General features: G+C 71.7%; 15 protein-coding genes. 4 read left to right on the forward strand and 11 right to left on the reverse strand.

Features of this window, described 5'->3' with window-relative positions; translation table 11 throughout:
• Positions 1 to 26: 26 nt before the first annotated feature.
• The 4 genes from AC1DVZ_RS02985 to moeB form a co-directional block, all read right to left on the reverse strand.
• Positions 27 to 3,494: an ATP-dependent helicase gene (locus AC1DVZ_RS02985; protein WP_477616697.1), complete on the reverse strand. Its 3,468-nt coding sequence runs from the start codon at positions 3,492 to 3,494 to the stop codon at positions 27 to 29.
• Positions 3,494 to 6,760, reverse strand: coding sequence for an ATP-dependent helicase (locus AC1DVZ_RS02990; protein WP_477616698.1), 3,267 nt, complete (start codon positions 6,758 to 6,760; stop codon positions 3,494 to 3,496). Before AC1DVZ_RS02990 ends, AC1DVZ_RS02985 begins: the two co-directional genes overlap by 1 nt.
• Positions 6,761 to 6,862: 102 nt before the next feature.
• Complete coding sequence (locus tag AC1DVZ_RS02995; RefSeq protein ID WP_477616699.1) at positions 6,863 to 7,225, reverse strand: MGMT family protein; 363 nt, start codon at positions 7,223 to 7,225, stop codon at positions 6,863 to 6,865.
• A 10-nt stretch (positions 7,226 to 7,235) separates the two neighbouring features.
• A complete protein-coding gene (gene moeB, locus AC1DVZ_RS03000; RefSeq protein ID WP_477616700.1) occupies positions 7,236 to 8,477 on the reverse strand; it encodes a molybdopterin-synthase adenylyltransferase MoeB in 1,242 nt (413 codons plus the stop codon).
• Between the two features lie 77 nt (positions 8,478 to 8,554).
• On the opposite strand from moeB, the gene AC1DVZ_RS03005 reads away from it, so the two are divergent.
• The 3 genes from AC1DVZ_RS03005 to AC1DVZ_RS03015 all read left to right on the forward strand — a co-directional run bounded on the left by AC1DVZ_RS03005 (position 8,555) and on the right by AC1DVZ_RS03015 (position 9,979).
• Positions 8,555 to 9,196: a TetR/AcrR family transcriptional regulator gene (locus AC1DVZ_RS03005; protein WP_477616701.1), complete on the forward strand. Its 642-nt coding sequence runs from the start codon at positions 8,555 to 8,557 to the stop codon at positions 9,194 to 9,196.
• Positions 9,197 to 9,275: 79 nt separating this feature from the next.
• On the forward strand, positions 9,276 to 9,497 hold the full coding sequence (locus tag AC1DVZ_RS03010) for a DUF3107 domain-containing protein (protein WP_477616702.1): 222 nt from the start codon (positions 9,276 to 9,278) through the stop codon (positions 9,495 to 9,497).
• A 212-nt stretch (positions 9,498 to 9,709) separates the two neighbouring features.
• A complete protein-coding gene (locus tag AC1DVZ_RS03015) occupies positions 9,710 to 9,979 on the forward strand; it encodes a GlsB/YeaQ/YmgE family stress response membrane protein (protein WP_477616703.1) in 270 nt (89 codons plus the stop codon).
• Positions 9,980 to 10,218: 239 nt separating this feature from the next.
• Here AC1DVZ_RS03015 and AC1DVZ_RS03020 read toward each other — a convergent pair whose 3' ends face one another.
• Positions 10,219 to 10,911 (reverse strand): ferritin-like fold-containing protein, encoded by a 693-nt coding sequence (locus AC1DVZ_RS03020; RefSeq protein WP_477616704.1) that lies wholly within the window; start codon positions 10,909 to 10,911, stop codon positions 10,219 to 10,221.
• Between the two features lie 210 nt (positions 10,912 to 11,121).
• Here AC1DVZ_RS03020 and AC1DVZ_RS03025 point away from each other — a divergent pair, with 210 nt between their 5' ends.
• Complete coding sequence (locus tag AC1DVZ_RS03025; protein ID WP_477616705.1) at positions 11,122 to 12,771, forward strand: DEAD/DEAH box helicase; 1,650 nt, start codon at positions 11,122 to 11,124, stop codon at positions 12,769 to 12,771.
• Positions 12,772 to 12,884: 113 nt separating this feature from the next.
• Here AC1DVZ_RS03025 and AC1DVZ_RS03030 read toward each other — a convergent pair whose 3' ends face one another.
• The 6 genes from AC1DVZ_RS03030 to AC1DVZ_RS03055 form a co-directional block, all read right to left on the reverse strand.
• On the reverse strand, positions 12,885 to 13,433 hold the full coding sequence (locus AC1DVZ_RS03030; protein WP_477616706.1) for a GNAT family N-acetyltransferase: 549 nt from the start codon (positions 13,431 to 13,433) through the stop codon (positions 12,885 to 12,887).
• A 34-nt stretch (positions 13,434 to 13,467) separates the two neighbouring features.
• Entirely contained in the window at positions 13,468 to 14,514 is a 1,047-nt protein-coding gene (locus tag AC1DVZ_RS03035; RefSeq protein WP_477616707.1) for an NAD(P)-dependent alcohol dehydrogenase, read from the reverse strand.
• 90 nt (positions 14,515 to 14,604) lie between these two features.
• Positions 14,605 to 15,384 (reverse strand): ParA family protein, encoded by a 780-nt coding sequence (locus AC1DVZ_RS03040; protein WP_477616708.1) that lies wholly within the window; start codon positions 15,382 to 15,384, stop codon positions 14,605 to 14,607.
• Between the two features lie 62 nt (positions 15,385 to 15,446).
• Entirely contained in the window at positions 15,447 to 16,307 is an 861-nt protein-coding gene (locus AC1DVZ_RS03045) for a RecB family exonuclease (RefSeq protein WP_477616709.1), read from the reverse strand.
• A 10-nt stretch (positions 16,308 to 16,317) separates the two neighbouring features.
• A complete protein-coding gene (locus AC1DVZ_RS03050) occupies positions 16,318 to 16,935 on the reverse strand; it encodes a MarC family protein (RefSeq protein WP_477616710.1) in 618 nt (205 codons plus the stop codon).
• The coding region (locus AC1DVZ_RS03055; RefSeq protein ID WP_477616711.1) for a PHP domain-containing protein at positions 16,932 to 17,542 on the reverse strand (611 nt) is incomplete at its 5' end. The genes AC1DVZ_RS03055 and AC1DVZ_RS03050, both read right to left, overlap by 4 nt.

Raw genomic sequence — 17,542 nt, forward strand, 5'->3', positions numbered from 1 at the left:
CGTCACAGGGCAGTCTCGCTCGACGACTAGTCGGGCACGCCCTGCAGCAGCTGTGCGAGAGCACCGTCGTCGGGCAGGTCCGGCCAGACGGTCTCGCCCGTGGCGGCGTAGTAGAACGCCGCATCGACGGCCTCCAGGTCGAGGCCGCGCAGGCGCGCGAAGGCGACGCGGTAGGCCGCGAGCTGCAGAGCGCGGGTCGCACCGGAACCGCCCCGCGGCGTGGCGCCGGTCTTCCAGTCGACGATCGTGAAGCCACCCCCCGGCCGGGGGAAGACCGCGTCGATGCGACCCCGGACCGCGATCCCGTCGATGACGGTCTCCACCGCGATCTCGATCTCGGCCGGCGTGCGGTGCGCCCAGTCGCTGGCGAGGAACCGCTCCTTCATGAGGGGAAGGTCGGCGTCGTCACCGGGGTCGTCGTCGGCGCTGCCGGGCAGGTCGAGGATGTCGACCATGGCGGCCTGGGCGAAGTGCTGCTCCACCCACGCATGGAAGGCCGTCCCGCGTCGAGCGGCAAGAGCAGGGGGTTCGGGCATGGGGCGGCGCAGGGATGACGCGAAACGGGACGGGTCCTGGGCGAGTGCCACCACCGCCGACGCCGAGAGGTGCCGCGGCATGAGGACGGTGACGTCGCCACGGTGGGCCAGTCGACGGCGTTCCTCGAGGAGCAGGTCGAGCTCCTCGAGCACCGGCAGCGGGGCGCCGGGCATCGGCAGCAGCCCTTGCTCTGCGGGCGTGACGGGTTGGCCCGACCCCTCGGCATGCGCCTGGACCGCGGACCGGACGGCAGCGGCCCCGGTGGCGAGGGCGGCACGCCGCTGGGCGAGCGGGTCGGCCGGCCACTGGACCGACACGGCCTCGGCGGCGGTGGGGTTCACCGCCTCCTCGGGCACAGCTGGGTCAGGCATCTCGACCCACGCCAGGCGCTCGACGGGCAGGGCCGACTCGGCGTCCAGGACCTCGGTGAGGAAGCGCGAGGTGACCTTGGGGGTCTTGCCGTCGGTCCACACCGGCGCCGTCAGCAGCATGTCGGACCGGGCACGGGTGAAGGCGACGTAGGCCAGCCGACGTTCCTCGTCGACGCCGTGGTCGCCTCCGGCACGGAGAAAGTCCTCGACCCTGGTCTCCATGGCCTTCCAGTCCGACGCCCCCTGCCAGTCGAGCAGGGGAAGGCCGTCGCGGTCGCCCCGCAGGGCATAGGGAATGCCACCGTCGGACAATCCGCCGATCCAGCCGCGTTGCTTGGGCGAGGACATCCGCCACTGCTCGCCGTCGGAGCGGCTGGCCGCCGACGACAGCGCGGGGAACGAGCCCTCCACGAGCCCGGGGACAGCCACGGCGTCCCACTCAAGGCCCTTCGCCGCGTGCACGGTCAGGATCTGGACCGCGTCGGAAGAGGCCTCGATGTAGCCCTTGTCGAGTCCGCGTTCCTCCTTGAGCGCCGCCGCCAGCCAGGCGAGGAACCCACCGAGGTTCGGCCGGTCCGCGCTCACCGTGAAGGTCGCCGCGACGTCCGCGAAGGCGTCGAGGTGGGCACGTGCCGCCGCAGGTGTGTAGCCCTCTCGGGCCAGCACCTCGATGTCGAGGCCCAGGGCCCGCTCCGCCTCGCCGACGAGGTCGGCCAAGGGCAGCGCCGACAGGGACCGCAGCCGGCGGATGGCCTGCTGCAGTCCGCGCAGCCGCCCCAGCCCGACGTCGCTCAGGCGCTTGCCGTCCCAGCTGGTCCACCCGGGGCGCGGTGGGTCGTCGACGGCCTCGACGATGCTGACCCGGTCGGAGCTGTCGGGCGCCTGGTCGCGGGTCTCGCGCGTGGCCGGCCCCGCGACCGCGCCCTCCGCGTCGTCGTCGTCCTGTGGCGCGAAGCGGTCGTCGACACCCAGCCGCAGGTCCTGCTGGTGACGGGCCCACGCCATCAGGCCATCGAGATCGGCCGCCCCCAGACGACACAAGGGGCCGGTGAGCAGCCGCATGAGCTGGTCCCCACGACTGGGGTCGTTGACCACGTGGAGCAAGGCGGTGATGTCCTCGACCTCGGGGGTGAGCAGCAACCCGCCGAGGCCGACGACCTCGTGGGGGATTCCCCGCGCGTCGAGCGCGTCGATCAGGGCAGCGAACTGGGACCGCTTGCGGCACAGCACCGCCGACGACTTCGCCCCAGCCACCCGACGCTCCTCCAGCCACGCCGCGACCAGCGCAGCCTCGTCGCCGGCGGTCTCCACGCGGGCAGCGACCACCCGACCCGGCCCGGCCCCCACCCGCGAGACGAGCTCGTCGACGGGGACCTTCGACCCCGCCCGCAGCGGACCGGCCACCGCGTTGGCCACCTGGAGCACTCCCACGTCGTTGCGCCAGCTGGTGGCCAGCGGGAGGACCGGAGCCAGGGCGGTGTCGGTGCCGAACGCGCTGCGGAACTCGCTGAGGGTGGTGGCGCTGGCTCCTCGCCACCCGTAGATCGACTGGTGCGGGTCGCCCACGGCGGTCACGGGCGACGGCTCCCCCGGCGCGACGAACAGCGACCGGAGCAGCTCGAGCTGGGCGGCCGAGGTGTCCTGGAACTCGTCGAGCAGCACCGCACCGAAACGCTGCCGCTCGATGGCGCCGATGTCGGGGAAGGTCATCGCGAGTCGGGCGGCCAGCGCCATCTGGTCGGCAAAGTCCATGGCGTCACGGGTGCGCTTGAGTGCGAGGTAGCGCTCGACCATCGGCAGCACGCCCGCGCGCGCCCGCAGCTGCTCGCGCATCTTCTTGACCTCGCCGGGCAGGTCCTTGCCGCGCGCCCCGGCATGCGGGGGCAGCGCGGCGAGTGCGTCCAGGACCCGGTCGAGGTATGCCGCGACGTCACCGACCCCCACGAGGTGCTCGGCCATCTCGCCGGCCAGGTCCACGACGGCCGCCGTCACGGTGGACTCGGCGAACTGCACGTCGTCCATCGACCCGTCGTAGCCCGCGACCACCTCGGACGCGTACTGCCAGGCGGCGGCCTCGGACAGCAACCGCGACTCCGACTCGTACCCCAGCCGCAGCGCGTGCTCGCGCACCAGCCGCCCGGCATACGAGTGGTAGGTCGACACGGTGGGCGTGCCGCCGAGGACCTCGGCGCCCGTCTCGGCGTCGTCGGTGCGCGGGTGCCACACGTCACGCTGCTGGAGCAGCCGCAGGCGGGCCCCGATGCGCTCGGCCAGCTCGGTCGCGGCCTTGCGCGTGAACGTCAGACCGAGGATCTGGTCAGGCTCGACGAAACCGTTGGCGACCAGCCACACGACGCGACCGGTCATCGTCTCGGTCTTGCCCGAGCCGGCTCCGGCCACCACGAGGAGCGGCGACATCGGCGCCTCGATGACCTGGACCTGCTGAGTCGTGGGCTCCGGCTGACCCAGAGCGAGGGCAATCTCCTTGGCGGACAACAGGTCCCGCGCCATCGGGCCCTGCAACGCCAGGTCTTGGGCTGCCAGGTCCTGGGTTGCCAGGTCTTGCGTTGCGGGGTTGTGCGTCATCAGAGCACCCGCCCCTCGGGCTGCGCCGGGCAGGATGCCCTGACACTGCACAGCTTGCACCAGTCCCCGATCGTCGCCCGGAAGGTCGAGCCGGCCATCCCCTCGGCCGTCGCCGTCACCAGGTCGGATGCCCACTGGGGGTCCGCGTCGTCGCGCAGCGGGCCCTGCGTCTGCAGGGTGGTCCTGACCAACGCGGCCTTGCCGACCTGGAGCAGGGCGGCCCCGGCGGACCGGTCACCCAGCTCGCCGAACGCGCCACTCTCGACCCCGAGCTGGTAGGCGCCGAGCTGCGGATGACGCGCCAGCTCCTCGCCGCGGGGCTTGCTGCTGCCCGTCTTGTAGTCGACGACGCGCAGGCCGGTGCCGTCGGGCGCGCCCTCGATGCGGTCGACCTTGCCACTCAGCACGGCCCTGCCGAGGACGACTCTCATGTCGATCTCGGCACCGAGCCGCACCCAGCCACCCGCTCGAGCCTCGTCGAAGTAGGTCGCCAGCCGGCGGACCATGCCGTGCGCCTCGTGGCGCTTGCGGTCGGAGACCCAGCCGGCCGGCATACCGAGGCGTCCCCAGCGGGCGTCCACCTCGGCGACCAGGGTGTCGGCATCGACGTCACCGAGCTCCGCGGCGATGTCGTGGACGAGAGTGCCGATGTCGGCAGCGCCCACGGACGGCCCGTCGCCGCCGACCGAGCCGAGCAGCCAGCGCAGGCCGCAGTTGCCGAACGACTCGACCTTGCTCGGCGAGACCCTGACCTCCTGGTCCTCCGCACGCAGCGGCCGGTCGTCGGACACCTCGCGCAGCGCCCACCACTGGGCCGGGTCAGCGCCCGGCACGCCCTCGCGGGTGAGGCGGGAGAGCGCGGCCACCGCGGTGGCGCGCACGGCGGAGTCGTCGGAGACGAGCTGACGGCGCAGCTCACCCACCAGGGTCGGCAGGGTCATGGTGCGCGCGACCTCGGCGAACCGTCGATCTCCTTGGGTGGCAATGGTTTCCGGGTCGACGATGTCGAGGTAGACCGAGGGCTGCTCGTCGTCGGACCGCACCGCCGTCACGATGACCCGGTCGCTCGCCCGGGTCAGGGCGACGAGGAAGGACCTCGTCTCGTCGTAGCGGACGGCGGCCTGCGCGGCCCGGAACGTCGTCGCCCGCCCCGACACCACGTCGACGAGGTGCTCCGAACCCAACAGCGAACCCCGGAGCCGCAGGTCGGGCCAGACGCCTTCCTGCACGCCCGCCACCACGACGAGGTGCCACTGGCGACCGGCTGCCGCCTGGGGGGTCGTGACGGTGACCGACTCGCCCACCGGTGACCGGGCGACGAGCGTGTCCCCCGGGATGTCCTGGCTGCCGATGTGGGTGAGGAACTCCTCAGGTCCGGCCTGCGGCAGCCGGTCGACGAACTTGGCCGCCGCGTCGAACAGTCCCACGACGGCGTCGAGGTCACGGTCCGCCCGGGCAGCGCCGGCGCCACCGCCCAGGGCGGTCGCCTGCCACTCGGCGCCGAGCCCCGTCGCGGCCCACATCGCCCACAGCACCGACTCAGCGCTGACGCCTGCCTCCCAGCGCCAGACCTCGCCGTCACCGCCGCCCGCGGCGACACCATCCCCCTCCGGTGCACCGGACCCCTCCATGGCCGCATTGCGTTCCACCGCGCCCCGCGCCGCCTTGACCCCGGCGGCGATCGTGGCGGCCACCCGCCGAGCGGGGTAGGCCTCCGGCCCGAGCTCGATCAGTGCGCCGGGCATGACGAGGGCTTCGGCGAGCAGCTCGTCACTCGTGCGCCCCCCGCCGTTCTCCAGCTCGAACCTGCGCAGCGCCCGGCGCAACCGTCGAAGCCCGACCGCGTCGGCGCCACCGATCGGGGACAGGAGGGTGTCGACGGCCACCTCGGGGTCGAGCGCGTCGGTGGCACCGCGGGCCAGGTCGAGGACCACCTCGAGCAGCGCCAGCAACGGCCGGACCGCCACCTCGTCGCGCACCGGCAGGTCGGTGGCGGTCCCTGCGACCGGCACCCCCGCGGCCATCAACACGCGTCGCAGGGTCGAGGTGCGGCCCTGGCCGCGGACGATGACGGCCATCTCCGACCAGGGGATGCCGAACCGCAGGTGCGACTCGCGCAGCTCCGCGGCGACGTGGCTGGCCTCCTGGCTCACCGCGCGCAGCAGCCGCACGTCGACGTGGCCACCGGCTCGCCCCGCCGCGGCACCTCGCTGGAGGCCACCACCGAGGGCGCCGATCTTGGGGGCAACCCTGGCTGCGGCGTCGACGACTGCCTGCGGGAGCCGGTATGCCGTGGGCAGCACCAGGGTGCGCGGCTCACCGCCCGGGCCTGCATCGGCCCCGCGTGGACCGACCGCGCGCTCCACACCTGTGGCCAGCTGGGTCCAGCCGTCGCTGAGGTGGCGTGGGTCGGCGCCGCGGAAGGTCTGGACCGCACTGTCGGGGTCGCCGAGCAGGATCAGGTCGAGGCCCGGAGAGGCGATGGTGCGCAGCAGGCGGGCCGCTGCGGAGGTGAGCTCCTGGGCGTCGTCGACGACCACGAGGCGCAGCCCGTCGACGAGACGCGCGCGCGCCGCCGGGTCCTCCTCGAGCAGGTCGGCCGCGGCCCCGAGGATCCACGCCGGGTCGTACGCGCCCGGTGCGGAGAGCGCCGTGACCTCGTCGTACTCGGCCAGCACGTCCGCCGCCGCCACCCACTCGGGCCGGTCGTGCTCGCGCCCCAGCCGGACGAGGTCGGCGGGCTCGAGGTCGTGCTCGACCGCCCGCATCAACAGGTCGCGCAGCTCACCCCGGAAGCCCCGGGTGCCCAGCGCCAGGTGGACCCGCTCGGGCCAGTCGGGGCCGGTGCCCTCCTCGGCGTGACCGGCCAGCAGCTCGCGCAGGATGACGTCCTGCTCGGGTCCGCTCAGCAGCCGCGGCGTGGGGTCGCCGCGCAAGGCGGCCGCCTGGCGCAGGATGCCGAAGCCGAGGGCCTGGTGGGTCCTGGCGAGCGGCTCGGTCGAGGTGCCGCCGAGCCGGGAGGTGACCCGCTCTCGCAGGCTGCCCGCCGACACGCGCGAGGAGGTGAGGATGAGGCACTGGTCGGGCGTCGCCTCACCGGACTCGACGCGTGCGACGACGGCCTCGATGGCAGTGGTCGTCTTGCCGGTGCCAGGGCCCCCGAGCACGCGCAGCACTCCACCGCGGTGGGCGAGGGCAGCCTGCTGGACGTCGTCGAGCGGCGGCGCCTCGGCCACCACGCTCGGAGCACGGCGCAGCGTCAGCATCCGCTCATCCCACCATCCATGACCGACAGGCGACCGACCGCCACGCCCTCCGCGCCCGCCCGGTGCCGCTGCGCATCGTCGCGGCGAGGCCCCATCGGGACCTCAGGAGACCGGTGGCGGGACAGGGAGCTTCGCCTCCGACCACCGGGCGCGCGTCAGGTCGACGCGTCGCCCCTCGACCTGGCCACGCACGAGCGGGGTGCCCTCCTCGCGGTAGTGCGCGAGGGCCTCCGCCTCGAGCCCCTGCGGGAAGTAGCCACCGGAGCGGATCACCCGCCACCAGGGGACGTCCGAGCCGTACCTCGCCATGACGGTCCCGACGCCTCGCGGCCCACCGCGACCGAGCAGCTCGGCGATGTCGCCATAGGTCATCACCATGCCCTCGGGGATCGTGTCGACCACCTCGAGGACGTCGTCGGCGAAGTCGCTCGGGGCACCACTGACCCGCCCGGACTGCGTGACCATCCCCGCCCTCTCAGTAGACCGGCAGGCTCGGGTCGACGTCCTTGACCCAGGCCAGCACGCCCCCGGTCAGGTTGGCCACGTCGGCTCGACCGGTCGCGGCGAGCAGCCCGGCCGCCTCGGCGGACCGGACGCCGGACTTGCACATGAGCACGACCGGTATGCCGGGTGGCAGCTCGTCGGCGGCCGTCCCGTCGCGGAACCGGTCGAGGTGGAGGTCCCGGGCACCGGGAATCGACACGACGGCGCGCTCCCCCGGTTCGCGGACGTCGACCAGCTCGAACTCGCGGTCCCCGCTGTCCCGCTCCGCCAGCATGGCGGCCAGGTCCGTCGCCGACACCTCGGCGAAGGCGGCAGCCGGGGGCCCCGCCTCGCCGTCCTCGCCCTCCTGGCCCACTCCCTGGAGGGACCCCGACACGGAAGCGCCCGGCATACCGCAGAACTGCTCGTAGTCGACGAGCGAGGTGACCGTCGGGGACTCGCCGCACACGGGGCACTCAGGGTCGGCACGGACGGTGAGGGAGTCCCAGGTCTGGCGCAGGGCGTCGTGGACGAGGAGACGTCCGACGAGCGGATCGCCTTGTCCCACAATGAGTTTCACAGCTTCGGCAACCTGGACGGATCCGATCGCTGCGCAGAGCACACCGAGCACGCCACCCGTGGCGCAGGACGGCACCGCGTCGGGAGGCGGCGGTTCAGGGAACACGCAGCGATAGCAGGGGCCGTGGCCGGAGAACCACACCGAGACCTGGCCGTCGAAGCGGTAGATCGAGCCCCACACGTGCGGCATACCGAGGAAGACGCACGCATCGTTCACGAGGTAGCGCGTCGGGAAGTTGTCGGCCCCGTCGAGGACGACGTCGTAGTCGGCCAGGATCTCGAGGGCGTTCTCGGAGGTCAGCCGCAGGTCGTGGCGTACGACAGTGACCAGGGGGTTGATGGCCGCCACGGTCTCGGCCGCGGACTCGGTCTTGGCCCGACCGACGTCGGCGATGCCGTGCACCACCTGCCGCTGGAGGTTCGACGCGTCGACCACGTCGTCGTCGACCACCCCGATGGTGCCCACTCCGGCAGCGGCGAGGTACATCAGCGCGGGCGACCCCAGGCCTCCGGCCCCGACGACCAGGACGCGCGCGTTGGCCAGCCGTCGCTGCCCCTCCAGACCGACCTCGGGGAGCAGGATGTGGCGGGCGTAGCGGGCCTTCTGCTCGGTCGTCAGCTCGGGTCCGGGCGCAACCAGCGGTGGGATCGCCATGTGATGCAGGTTACCCACCCGTACGATGTCCACGACACCGCAGTCAGGCCCGACCCGCCGCCGAACAGAGAGTCACCATGTCGCTTCGAGCAGTTCCAGGCACCGACAACGCGCGAGGCCAACGCCTTCCGCGCTCCGCCCGCCGCGCCCAGCTCCTCGAAGCCGCGCAGGCCGCCTTTGTGGAGTCCGGCTACCACGCGGCCGCGATGGACGACATCGCCGACCGCGCCGGAGTCTCCAAGCCGGTGCTCTACCAGCACTTCCCCGGCAAGCTCGAGCTCTACCTCGCCCTGCTCGACAAGCACAGCGAGGCGCTCGAACAGCTCGTCCGCGAGGCCCTCGCCTCGACCCAGGACAACCGGGAACGCGTCTACGCGACGATCGCGGCCTACTTCGACTTCGTGTCGCGCGACGGCGCGGCCTTCCGGCTCATCTTCGAGTCCGACCTCACCAACGAGTCGGCCGTGCGCAACCGCCTCGACGCCGTGGGGCTGGTCTGCGCCGAAGCCGTGGCCGAGGTCATCGCCGAGGACACCGGTCTCACCGACGAGGACGCGTCGCTGCTCGGCATGGCCCTCACCGGCCTGGCCCAGGTCAGCGCCCGCCACTGGCTCGCCCAGGGGTCCGACGTCCCCAAGGACGAGGCTGCCCTGCTGATGGGTGCGCTCGCGTGGCGGGGCCTCGGATCGTTCCCCAAGGTGGGCGGGGAAGGTTCCTGACGCACCGCTGGTTAGCCTTGTCGACAGTTCCGCACGCGCTCGTATGCCGCGTGCCCACCCAAACCTGAAGGGAACCACCGTGGAGGTCCGCATCGGCGTCCAGAACGTCTCGCGCGAGGTCGTCTTCGAGTCGACCGAGAGTGCAGCCGACATCGCTGCCGCCGTGAGCAAGTCGCTCGAGAAGGGCACGGTCCTCACGCTCGTCGACGACAAGGGCCGCCAGCTGCTCGTGCCGGCCGCGGTGCTCGGTTACGTCCAGATCGGCGAGTCCGACAAGCGCGGTGTCGGCTTCGGCGTCTGACCCTTCCGGCCGCGACCGGGGCTCACCGCGACCTCGGGTCCCCTGCTACACGGCCCTGACCTGCACGGATATCACGGACATCGTGTCCACACCGTGATCCGGCTCGCTGGTCACAAACGTGCGTTTCGGGCCGATTCGTGGTCGAGTTGGCGTTGTCCGGGCCGAAGACGGCCCCCAGCTGAGGGCGGCATCAGCCGCGCAAAGGAGCAACCGTGATCGGAACGATTATCGGCGCCATTATCGGCGGTCTCATCATCGGAGCCTTGGCCCGTCTCTTCCTGCCAGGCAAGCAGGACATCTCGGTCATCGTGACCATCATCATCGGGATCCTGGGCTCGCTGATTGCCTCGTGGCTGGTCTACCAGCTCGGGTACAACAACGAGAACGGCGGTTTCGAGATCATCCCGTTCCTGGCGGGCATCGTCGTCGCAGCGATCCTCATCGCGGTCTACGGCAACGTGACCGGGCGCAAGAAGGTCTGACCTGGCTCGAGCACGCAGCGAGGGGCCCCGTCCACCAGGACGGGGCCCTTCCGCATCCCAGGCCGCAGGCACCCGACTTCTGGCCAGGCATCCCGCATCAGACGGCAGATCCAGGGCTGAGACGCGGCACCAGTGGCCAGAAGTCGCGCGACCACCCGACTTGTGGCCAGGCATCCCGCATCAGACGGCAGATCCGGGGCTGAGACGCGGCACCAGTGGCCAGAAGTGGGGAAGAACGGTCAGGCGGCGAGGCCGAGACGACCCATCCGGCGGGTGTGCTCGTCGGTGAGCCGGGCGAACATCCGGCCCAGCTCGGCCAGGTCTGCGCTCGGACGATCCGCTCCCCCGATGCCACCCACCATGAGCGAGGCCAGGGCGTCGCGCTCGACAGCCACCTGCTGGGCCTGCGAGAGCGCCTCGCCCACGAGCCTGCGGCCCCACAGCGCCAGCCGGCCCGCGATCTTGGGGTCCGCCTTGATGGCTTCGCGGACCACCTTGACGACGAACTCGGCCTGCCCCACGTCCTCCATGGCCGAGTGCACCAGGGCCTGCGTCGACGGGTCGACGTACGCGGCGATCTCGCGGTAGAAGTCGGTGGCGATGCCGTCGCCGACGTAGGCCTTGACCAGGCCTTCGTGCCAGTTGCTCGGCTTGGTCCGCTCGTGGAACGCGTCGATGGGCGCGATGAACGGCGCCATGGCCACCTCGGGATCGATGCCCATCTCGTCCAGTCGCGCCACGAGGATCTCGTAGTGCCGGAACTCGGCCACCGCCAGCCCGGCCACGGCGGCCTTGAGCGGCTGGCTCGGCGACAGTTCGCTGTCACCGGCCAGGCGCGTGAACGCCGTCAGCTCGCCGTACGCGAGCGCTCCGAGGAGGTCGGCGACGGCGTCGCGGTACTGCGGATCGGCCAGCCAGTCGTCCTTGGTCATGCCGGTCACCCTAACGTCGGGGCGCCCCGTGACCGTCGGGGATGCGGGGATGTCGGGCGCGCACCGCTAGACTCACAGTCGTCAAAGGTGCCCGGTCGGCACGAATCAGCCGCGGACACGGTCCGCGCCCCGTATGACGAAGACCTCCGATCGGCCCGCTGTGCGAGCGCCACCCCTGTTTCTGGGAGCGCCCCCGATCGAGAGAACTTCATGACTGAAACCACCACGGGCACGAGTGCGCCCGACGCCAACGCGTCCGATGCCACCACGCCCGATGCCACCACGCCCGACACCGCCGCTGTTGCTGCGCCGGCGGAACTGACCTTCGCCGACTTCGACGTCCACCCGGACATCGTCGCCTCGCTGAGCGACGCCGGCATCATCTCGCCGTTCCCCATCCAGGCGATGACCCTCCCGGTCGCCCTGGGCGGACACGACATCATCGGCCAGGCCAAGACAGGCACCGGCAAGACGCTCGGCTTCGGGGTCCCGATGCTCAACCGCACGATCGCCCGTGGCGACGACGGCTGGGACACCTTCACGCACGCAGGCAAGCCGCAGGCCCTCGCCGTCGCCCCGACGCGCGAGCTCGCCGTGCAGGTCGCCAGCGACCTCGAGCGCGCGGGCAAGCGCCGCGGCATCCGCGTCCTCACGGTCTACGGTGGCCGCGCCTACGAGCCGCAGATCGAAGCCCTGCGCAACGGGGTCGAGATCGTCGTCGGCACACCGGGCCGCCTCATCGACCTGGCCAAGCAGGGCCACCTCGACCTCTCGCACTGCAAGTCCGTCGTGCTGGACGAGGCCGACGAGATGCTCGACCTCGGCTTCCTCCCCGACGTGGAGAAGCTGCTCGCCATGACGTCGCCGGCCCGCCAGACGATGCTGTTCTCGGCCACCATGCCGGGCGCCGTCGTCGCCCTGGCCCGTCGCTACATGAGCCAGCCGACGCACATCCGCGCGATGGGCGACGACCAGGAGAACGCCCACACCGTCAAGGCCGTCGAGCAGTTCGTCTACCGCGCCCATGCGATGGACAAGGTCGAGATGCTGGCCCGCATGCTGCAGGCCGAGGGCCGTGGCCTGACCATCATCTTCAGTCGCACCAAGCGCACTGCGGCCAAGGTCGCGGACGACCTGATCGACCGCGGGTTCGCCGCGGCCCCGATCCACGGTGACCTCGGCCAGGGTGCCCGGGAGCAGGCCCTGCGCGCGTTCCGCAACGGCAAGGTCGACATCCTCGTGGCCACGGACGTCGCCGCCCGCGGCATCGATGTCGACAACGTCACGCACGTGATCAACTACCAGTGCCCCGAGGACGAGAAGACCTACCTGCACCGCATCGGCCGCACCGCCCGCGCGGGCAACACCGGCATCGCGGTCACCTTCGTCGACTGGGACGACCTGCCGCGCTGGGGCATGATCAACAAGACCCTCGACCTCGGCATCCCCGAGCCCGAGGAGACCTACTCCTCCTCCGACCACTTCTACGACCAGCTCGACATCCCGCGCACCGCCAAGGGCAGGCTGCCCAAGGCCGCGCAGAAGCTGGCGGGCCTGGGCGCCGAGGTGCTCGAGGACCTCGGCGAGACCGGCAAGTCCGGAGGGCGTCGCCCCGGCGCGGGTGGCTCCGGTCGCGACGGCGGCGGTCGTGACGGCGGCCGTGGTCGTGACGGTGGCAGCCGTGAAGGTGGCGGTCGCGGCGGTCGTGACAGCGGTCGGGATGCCGGCCGTGGCGGCGAACGTCGCGCCGAGAGCGCACCCGCCGAGGGTGGCGAGGCCGCGTCCAAGCCACGCCGCAACCGCAACCGTCGCCGCACCCGTGGTGGCGCCGACGCGGGCGAGGCCACCACCCAGGCCTGACGCCCCACCCACAGACAGACCAGGTATGCCGCGTGGCCCAGGCCGCGCGGCATACCTGTTTCTGGGCGTGGCTCGCTCTCTGGGGTGGTGCGAGCTCCCGCGACCGACCGCGCTCAGGCGGGGCGGTCGAGGCGAAGGACGTAGTGCAGCGGGTCGTCGACCGGGTTGTCCGGGGCGAGGTAGCCCTCGGCGATCCGGCGGAAGCCGGCCTTCTCCAGGGCACGCCACGAGGCGATGTTGGCCGCCACCACCGACACGAGAACCGTTGGTGCGTCGGGGAGCTCGTCGAACGCCAGCGCGACGAAGGCGGCGATCATCGCCGAGCCCAGCCCCTTCCCGTATGCCGCGGGGTCACCGAGCAGGTAGTCGATCGTCAGCGCGCCGTCCGGCACGTCCACCAGCGAGGAGAAGTCCCGCAGGTTCTCCTCGTAGTCCGTGACCCGGGAGCGCTGGACCAGCCCGACGGGCACGCCGTCGAGGAGGGCCAGCCAGTCCTGGTTGGGCTCGTGCCCGTCGGCGGACGGCCCGAAGTCACGCTCGACCGCCTCGGCCGTCCACGCGTGGTTCCACCAGCGGGCCACAGGCGGGGCGGCCAGCCACCGGGCGAGCAGCGGGAAGTCGGCGCGCGTCACGCGCCGGAACTCCACGGCATACCCGCTCATCGGTGGCCGGCCACGTCCCTGGCCGTTACGAGCCTCAGGCGCCGATGGTCGCGGTGTCGATGACGAAGCGGTAGCGCACGTCGGAGCCGACGACGCGGTCGTAGGCCTCGTTGACCTGGTCGGCGCTGATCGTCTCGATCTCGGCCGCGATGCCGTGCTCGGCGGCGAAGTCGAGCATCTCCTGGGTCTGCGGGATGCCACCGATGTTGGAACCGGCAAGGACCTTGCTGCCGCCGAGGAGCGAGAACGCCTGGAACGAGCTCGGGTCGCTCGGCGCCCCCACGTTGACCATCGCGCCGTTCGGACGCAGCAGGGACAGGTACTTGTCGAACGGCAGGTTGGCGCTGACCGTGTTGAGGATGAGGTCGAACCGGCCGCGTAGGTCCTCGAAGGTCGCGTCGTCCTTGGTGGCCCGGTGCTCGACAGCGCCGAAGGCCAAGCTGTCGGCCTCCTTGGCGGTGGACTGGCTGAGGACGGTGACCTCGGCCCCCAGCGCCACGGCGAACTTCACGCCGAGGTGGCCCAGGCCGCCCAGCCCGACGACGGCGACCTTGGTGCCCGGGCCTGCGCCCCAGCGCTTGAGCGGGTTGTAGGTCGTGATGCCGGCGCAGAGCAGCGGTGCGGCGACGTCGAGCCCGAGGGCGTCGGGGATGCGGATGGCGAACCGCTCACTCACGACGACCTGCTGGCTGTAGCCGCCCAGCGTCTCCTCGCCGTCGTAGCCCTTGCCGTTGTAGGTCATGACGGCACCTTCGACGCAGAACTGCTCCTGGCCGTCCTTGCAGAACTCGCACTCGCCGCACGAGTCGACCATGCAGCCGACGCCGACGCGGTCGCCCACCTTGTAGCGGGTCACCCCGTCACCGACGGCGGACACCACCCCGGCGATCTCGTGGCCCGGCACCATCGGGAAGATCGCGCTTCCCCACTCCTCGCGGACCTGGTGGATGTCGCTGTGGCAGATGCCGGCAAAGGCGATGTCGATGGTGATGTCGTCGTCACGCAGCTCGCGGCGCTCGATCGTCGTCGACGTCAGCGGGGCGCCTGCGGAGGCGGTGGACAGTGCAGCCGTGCGGGACATGATTCTCCTCGGGGTCGGGTTCAGTCGCCGTCCAGTGACAAGTCGGCTCGCCCCGGGGGTATTCCGAGATCCCACCATCCGGGACCTGGGTCAGAGCCTCTTGGCCAGCGCTGCCGCGACGTCGCGGTAGGCCTTGGCGCCCTTGGAGGTGCGGGAGGTGGCCAGGATCGACCGCCCGACCGCCGGGGCCTCGGCGAACCGCACCGTCTTGGGGATCGGCGGGTCCAGCACCGGCAGGTCGTAGCGCTGACCGACGTCGGCGAGCACCTCGCGCGCGTGGTTGCTGCGACCGTCGAACAAGGTGGGCAGGATGCCCCACACCTCGAGGTCCTTGTTGAGGATCTTCTGCACGTCGGTCACCGTGTCGAGCAGCTGGCCGACGCCGCGGTGGCTGAGCATCTCGCAGGGCATGGGGATGATGAGGCCCTGGCTGGCGGTGAGGGCGTTGAGGGTCAGGACCCCCAGGCTCGGGGAGCAGTCGAGCATGATCACGTCGTACTCGCTGCGCACCTCCTCCAGCACCGTCCGCAGGATGTACTCGCGGCCTGGTCGCGGCAGCAGCTGGGCCTCGGCGCCCGCGAGGTCGATGACGCTGGGCACGAGGTCGACACCGTCATCGCAGGCGACCCGCACATCGGCGATCGTGGCCCGACCCAGCAGCACCTCGTTGATCGAGCTCTCGACCTCGTCCGGGTCCACCCCCAGGCTGAACGTCAGGCAGGCCTGGGCATCGAGGTCGACGAGCAGCACCCGCTTGCCCTGCTCGGCGAAGGCCGCACCGAGGGAGGCGACCGACGTCGTCTTGGCGACGCCGCCCTTCTGGTTGGCCACCGAGACGATCGTGGCCGGTTTCGTGGGTGTCCTGGCCACCAGTGGCGCCCTTCTTCTGTGCGGTTACCTCGAGAGTTGCGTATGCCGGTGGGCCAAGTCTGTCAGGTGCGGACGGCGGGCTGCTCCAGGGCCGCCCAGTCGGACTTCTCGGGACCGAACGCCTGACCCGCCGGACAGTGGGCGCGGAAGTCGCACCACTGGCAGAGCGGACCGACCTTGGCCGGGAACCGGCTGGAGTCGACGCCGAAGTCGGCGTAGTCCTCCTCGGCCCTGCGGGCGTCCTGGGCGATCGACTCGGCCTCGGCGATCTTGCGCTGGAGCGACTCGCCGGTGTGCTCGTGGCTGGCGACCCCGCCACTCGGAAGGTGGTGCAGCTCGACCCGAACGCACTTGCGACGGAACATCTTCCAGGCGGCAGCGGCATAGAGCGCCAGCGGCAGCGACGTGCGGGCGTCGTCGTCGGTCGGCTCCCAGCGACTCGTCTTGTAGTCCACGACGGCAAGCTCGGCGCCGCGGTCGTCGAGGCGGTCGATCCGGCCCTGGAGGGTGAACACGTCGGTCTTCAGCGAGACGGTGCGCTCGATCCCGAGCGGCTGGTGGGCGGGATCGACGTCGTCGAGGTAGTCGACGACCTGGCGCTGGGCCAGCTCTCGCCACTCGCGCGACTGGTCGGCATCACGGAACCCGAGGTCGATCCAGGACGACCGCACGAGCTCGGCGCCCGCCGCCGGGGTGCGCTGCTCGGCCGGCAGGTCCCACCAGTCGCGCAGGGCGTTGTGAACCGCCACGCCGAACGAGGTGTGCCCGCGCTGGGGGCGCGAGGGCGGCGCAGGCCGGTCGAGGTACTGCATGCGGTAGCGCCGCGGGCAGTCGACCCAGGCCAGCAGCTTGCTGGGGCTGGCCCGGAACAGGCGCCGCGGCATGCCGCCGAACTGCTCCTGCACGAACTCCCCCGCACTCACCCCGCCCACGTTAGGTGGTGCCGCTGACAAAGGCTCGGATGCTGTCGGCCACCATCTGAACGGCGATCGCCGACAGCAGCAGTCCGGCGATCCGGGTCACGAGCACCGTGCCGCTGTCCTTGAGCACCCGGTGGACCTGGCTGGCGAAGCGGAAGAAGAGCCACACCACGAACATCGTGGCCACCAGCCCGGCCGCGACAGCGACGTAGTCGCTCACTCCGTCGGCACTCTTGACCTGGAGCATCGTCGCGACGATGGCACCGGGGCCGGCCAGCAGTGGGGTGCCGAGCGGCACGAGCGCGACGTTGACGCCGGCATCGGCGTGCTGTTCCTGCTCCGAGCCCGTCAGCAGCTGCAGCGCCACGAGCAGCAGCAGCAGCCCGCCGGCGCCCTGCAGAGCCGGCAGGGAGATGTGGAGGTAGGTGAGGATCTGCTGGCCGAAGACGGCGAACAGGACGATCACTCCGAGCGCCACGAGCGACGCGCGCCGGGCGGCGGCGACCTTCTGCTTCTGGGTCAGCGAACCGGTGAGGGCCAGGAAGATCGGGAGCGCGCCGGGCGGATCCATGATGACGAGCAGGGTCACGAAGACCGAGCCGAACGTCTGGAGGTTGATGATGTCGTTCACGTTCGTCCTGCCCTGACCACGTCGGTGCTGCTGGTTGCCTGCTGCTCGATCTGGGCGAGGACCTCGGCCGACGTGGTGTTCTCGCCGAGCCGGTTCTCCTTGCCCGCGCCGTGGTAGTCGCTCGAGCCCGTGACGAACAGCCCGAGCCGAGCCGCGAGCTCCTCCGCATGGAGCACCTCGTCCGGCCGGTGGTCGCGGTGGTGGGCCTCTAGCCCGGCGAGGCCGGCCTCCATCATCTCCTCGATGACGGAGTCGTCGACGGTCCAGCCGCGGCCGTTGGCGAAGGGGTGCGCCATCACCGGCACCCCGCCGGCCTCACGGACGAGCTGCACGGCCAGCACCGGGTCGGGGGCGTAGTGCGAGACGTAGTAGCGGCTGCCGTTGCGCAGGACGTCGGTGAACGCCTCGTCGCGCGTGCGCACGTAGCCGCTGGCGACCAGCGCGTCGGCGATGTGTGGTCGCCCCATCGTCGTGCCGACGCCCGCCTGCGCCCGCACCTGCTCGATCGTGACCGGTATGCCGTCGGCGGCCATCAGCTCGACCATCCGGTCGATCCGGGTCACCCTTGACTCCCGCGCGCGCTCCAGCTCGCGGAGCAGACCAGGAG

This window comes from Pedococcus sp. P2_E5 (assembly GCF_056403895.1).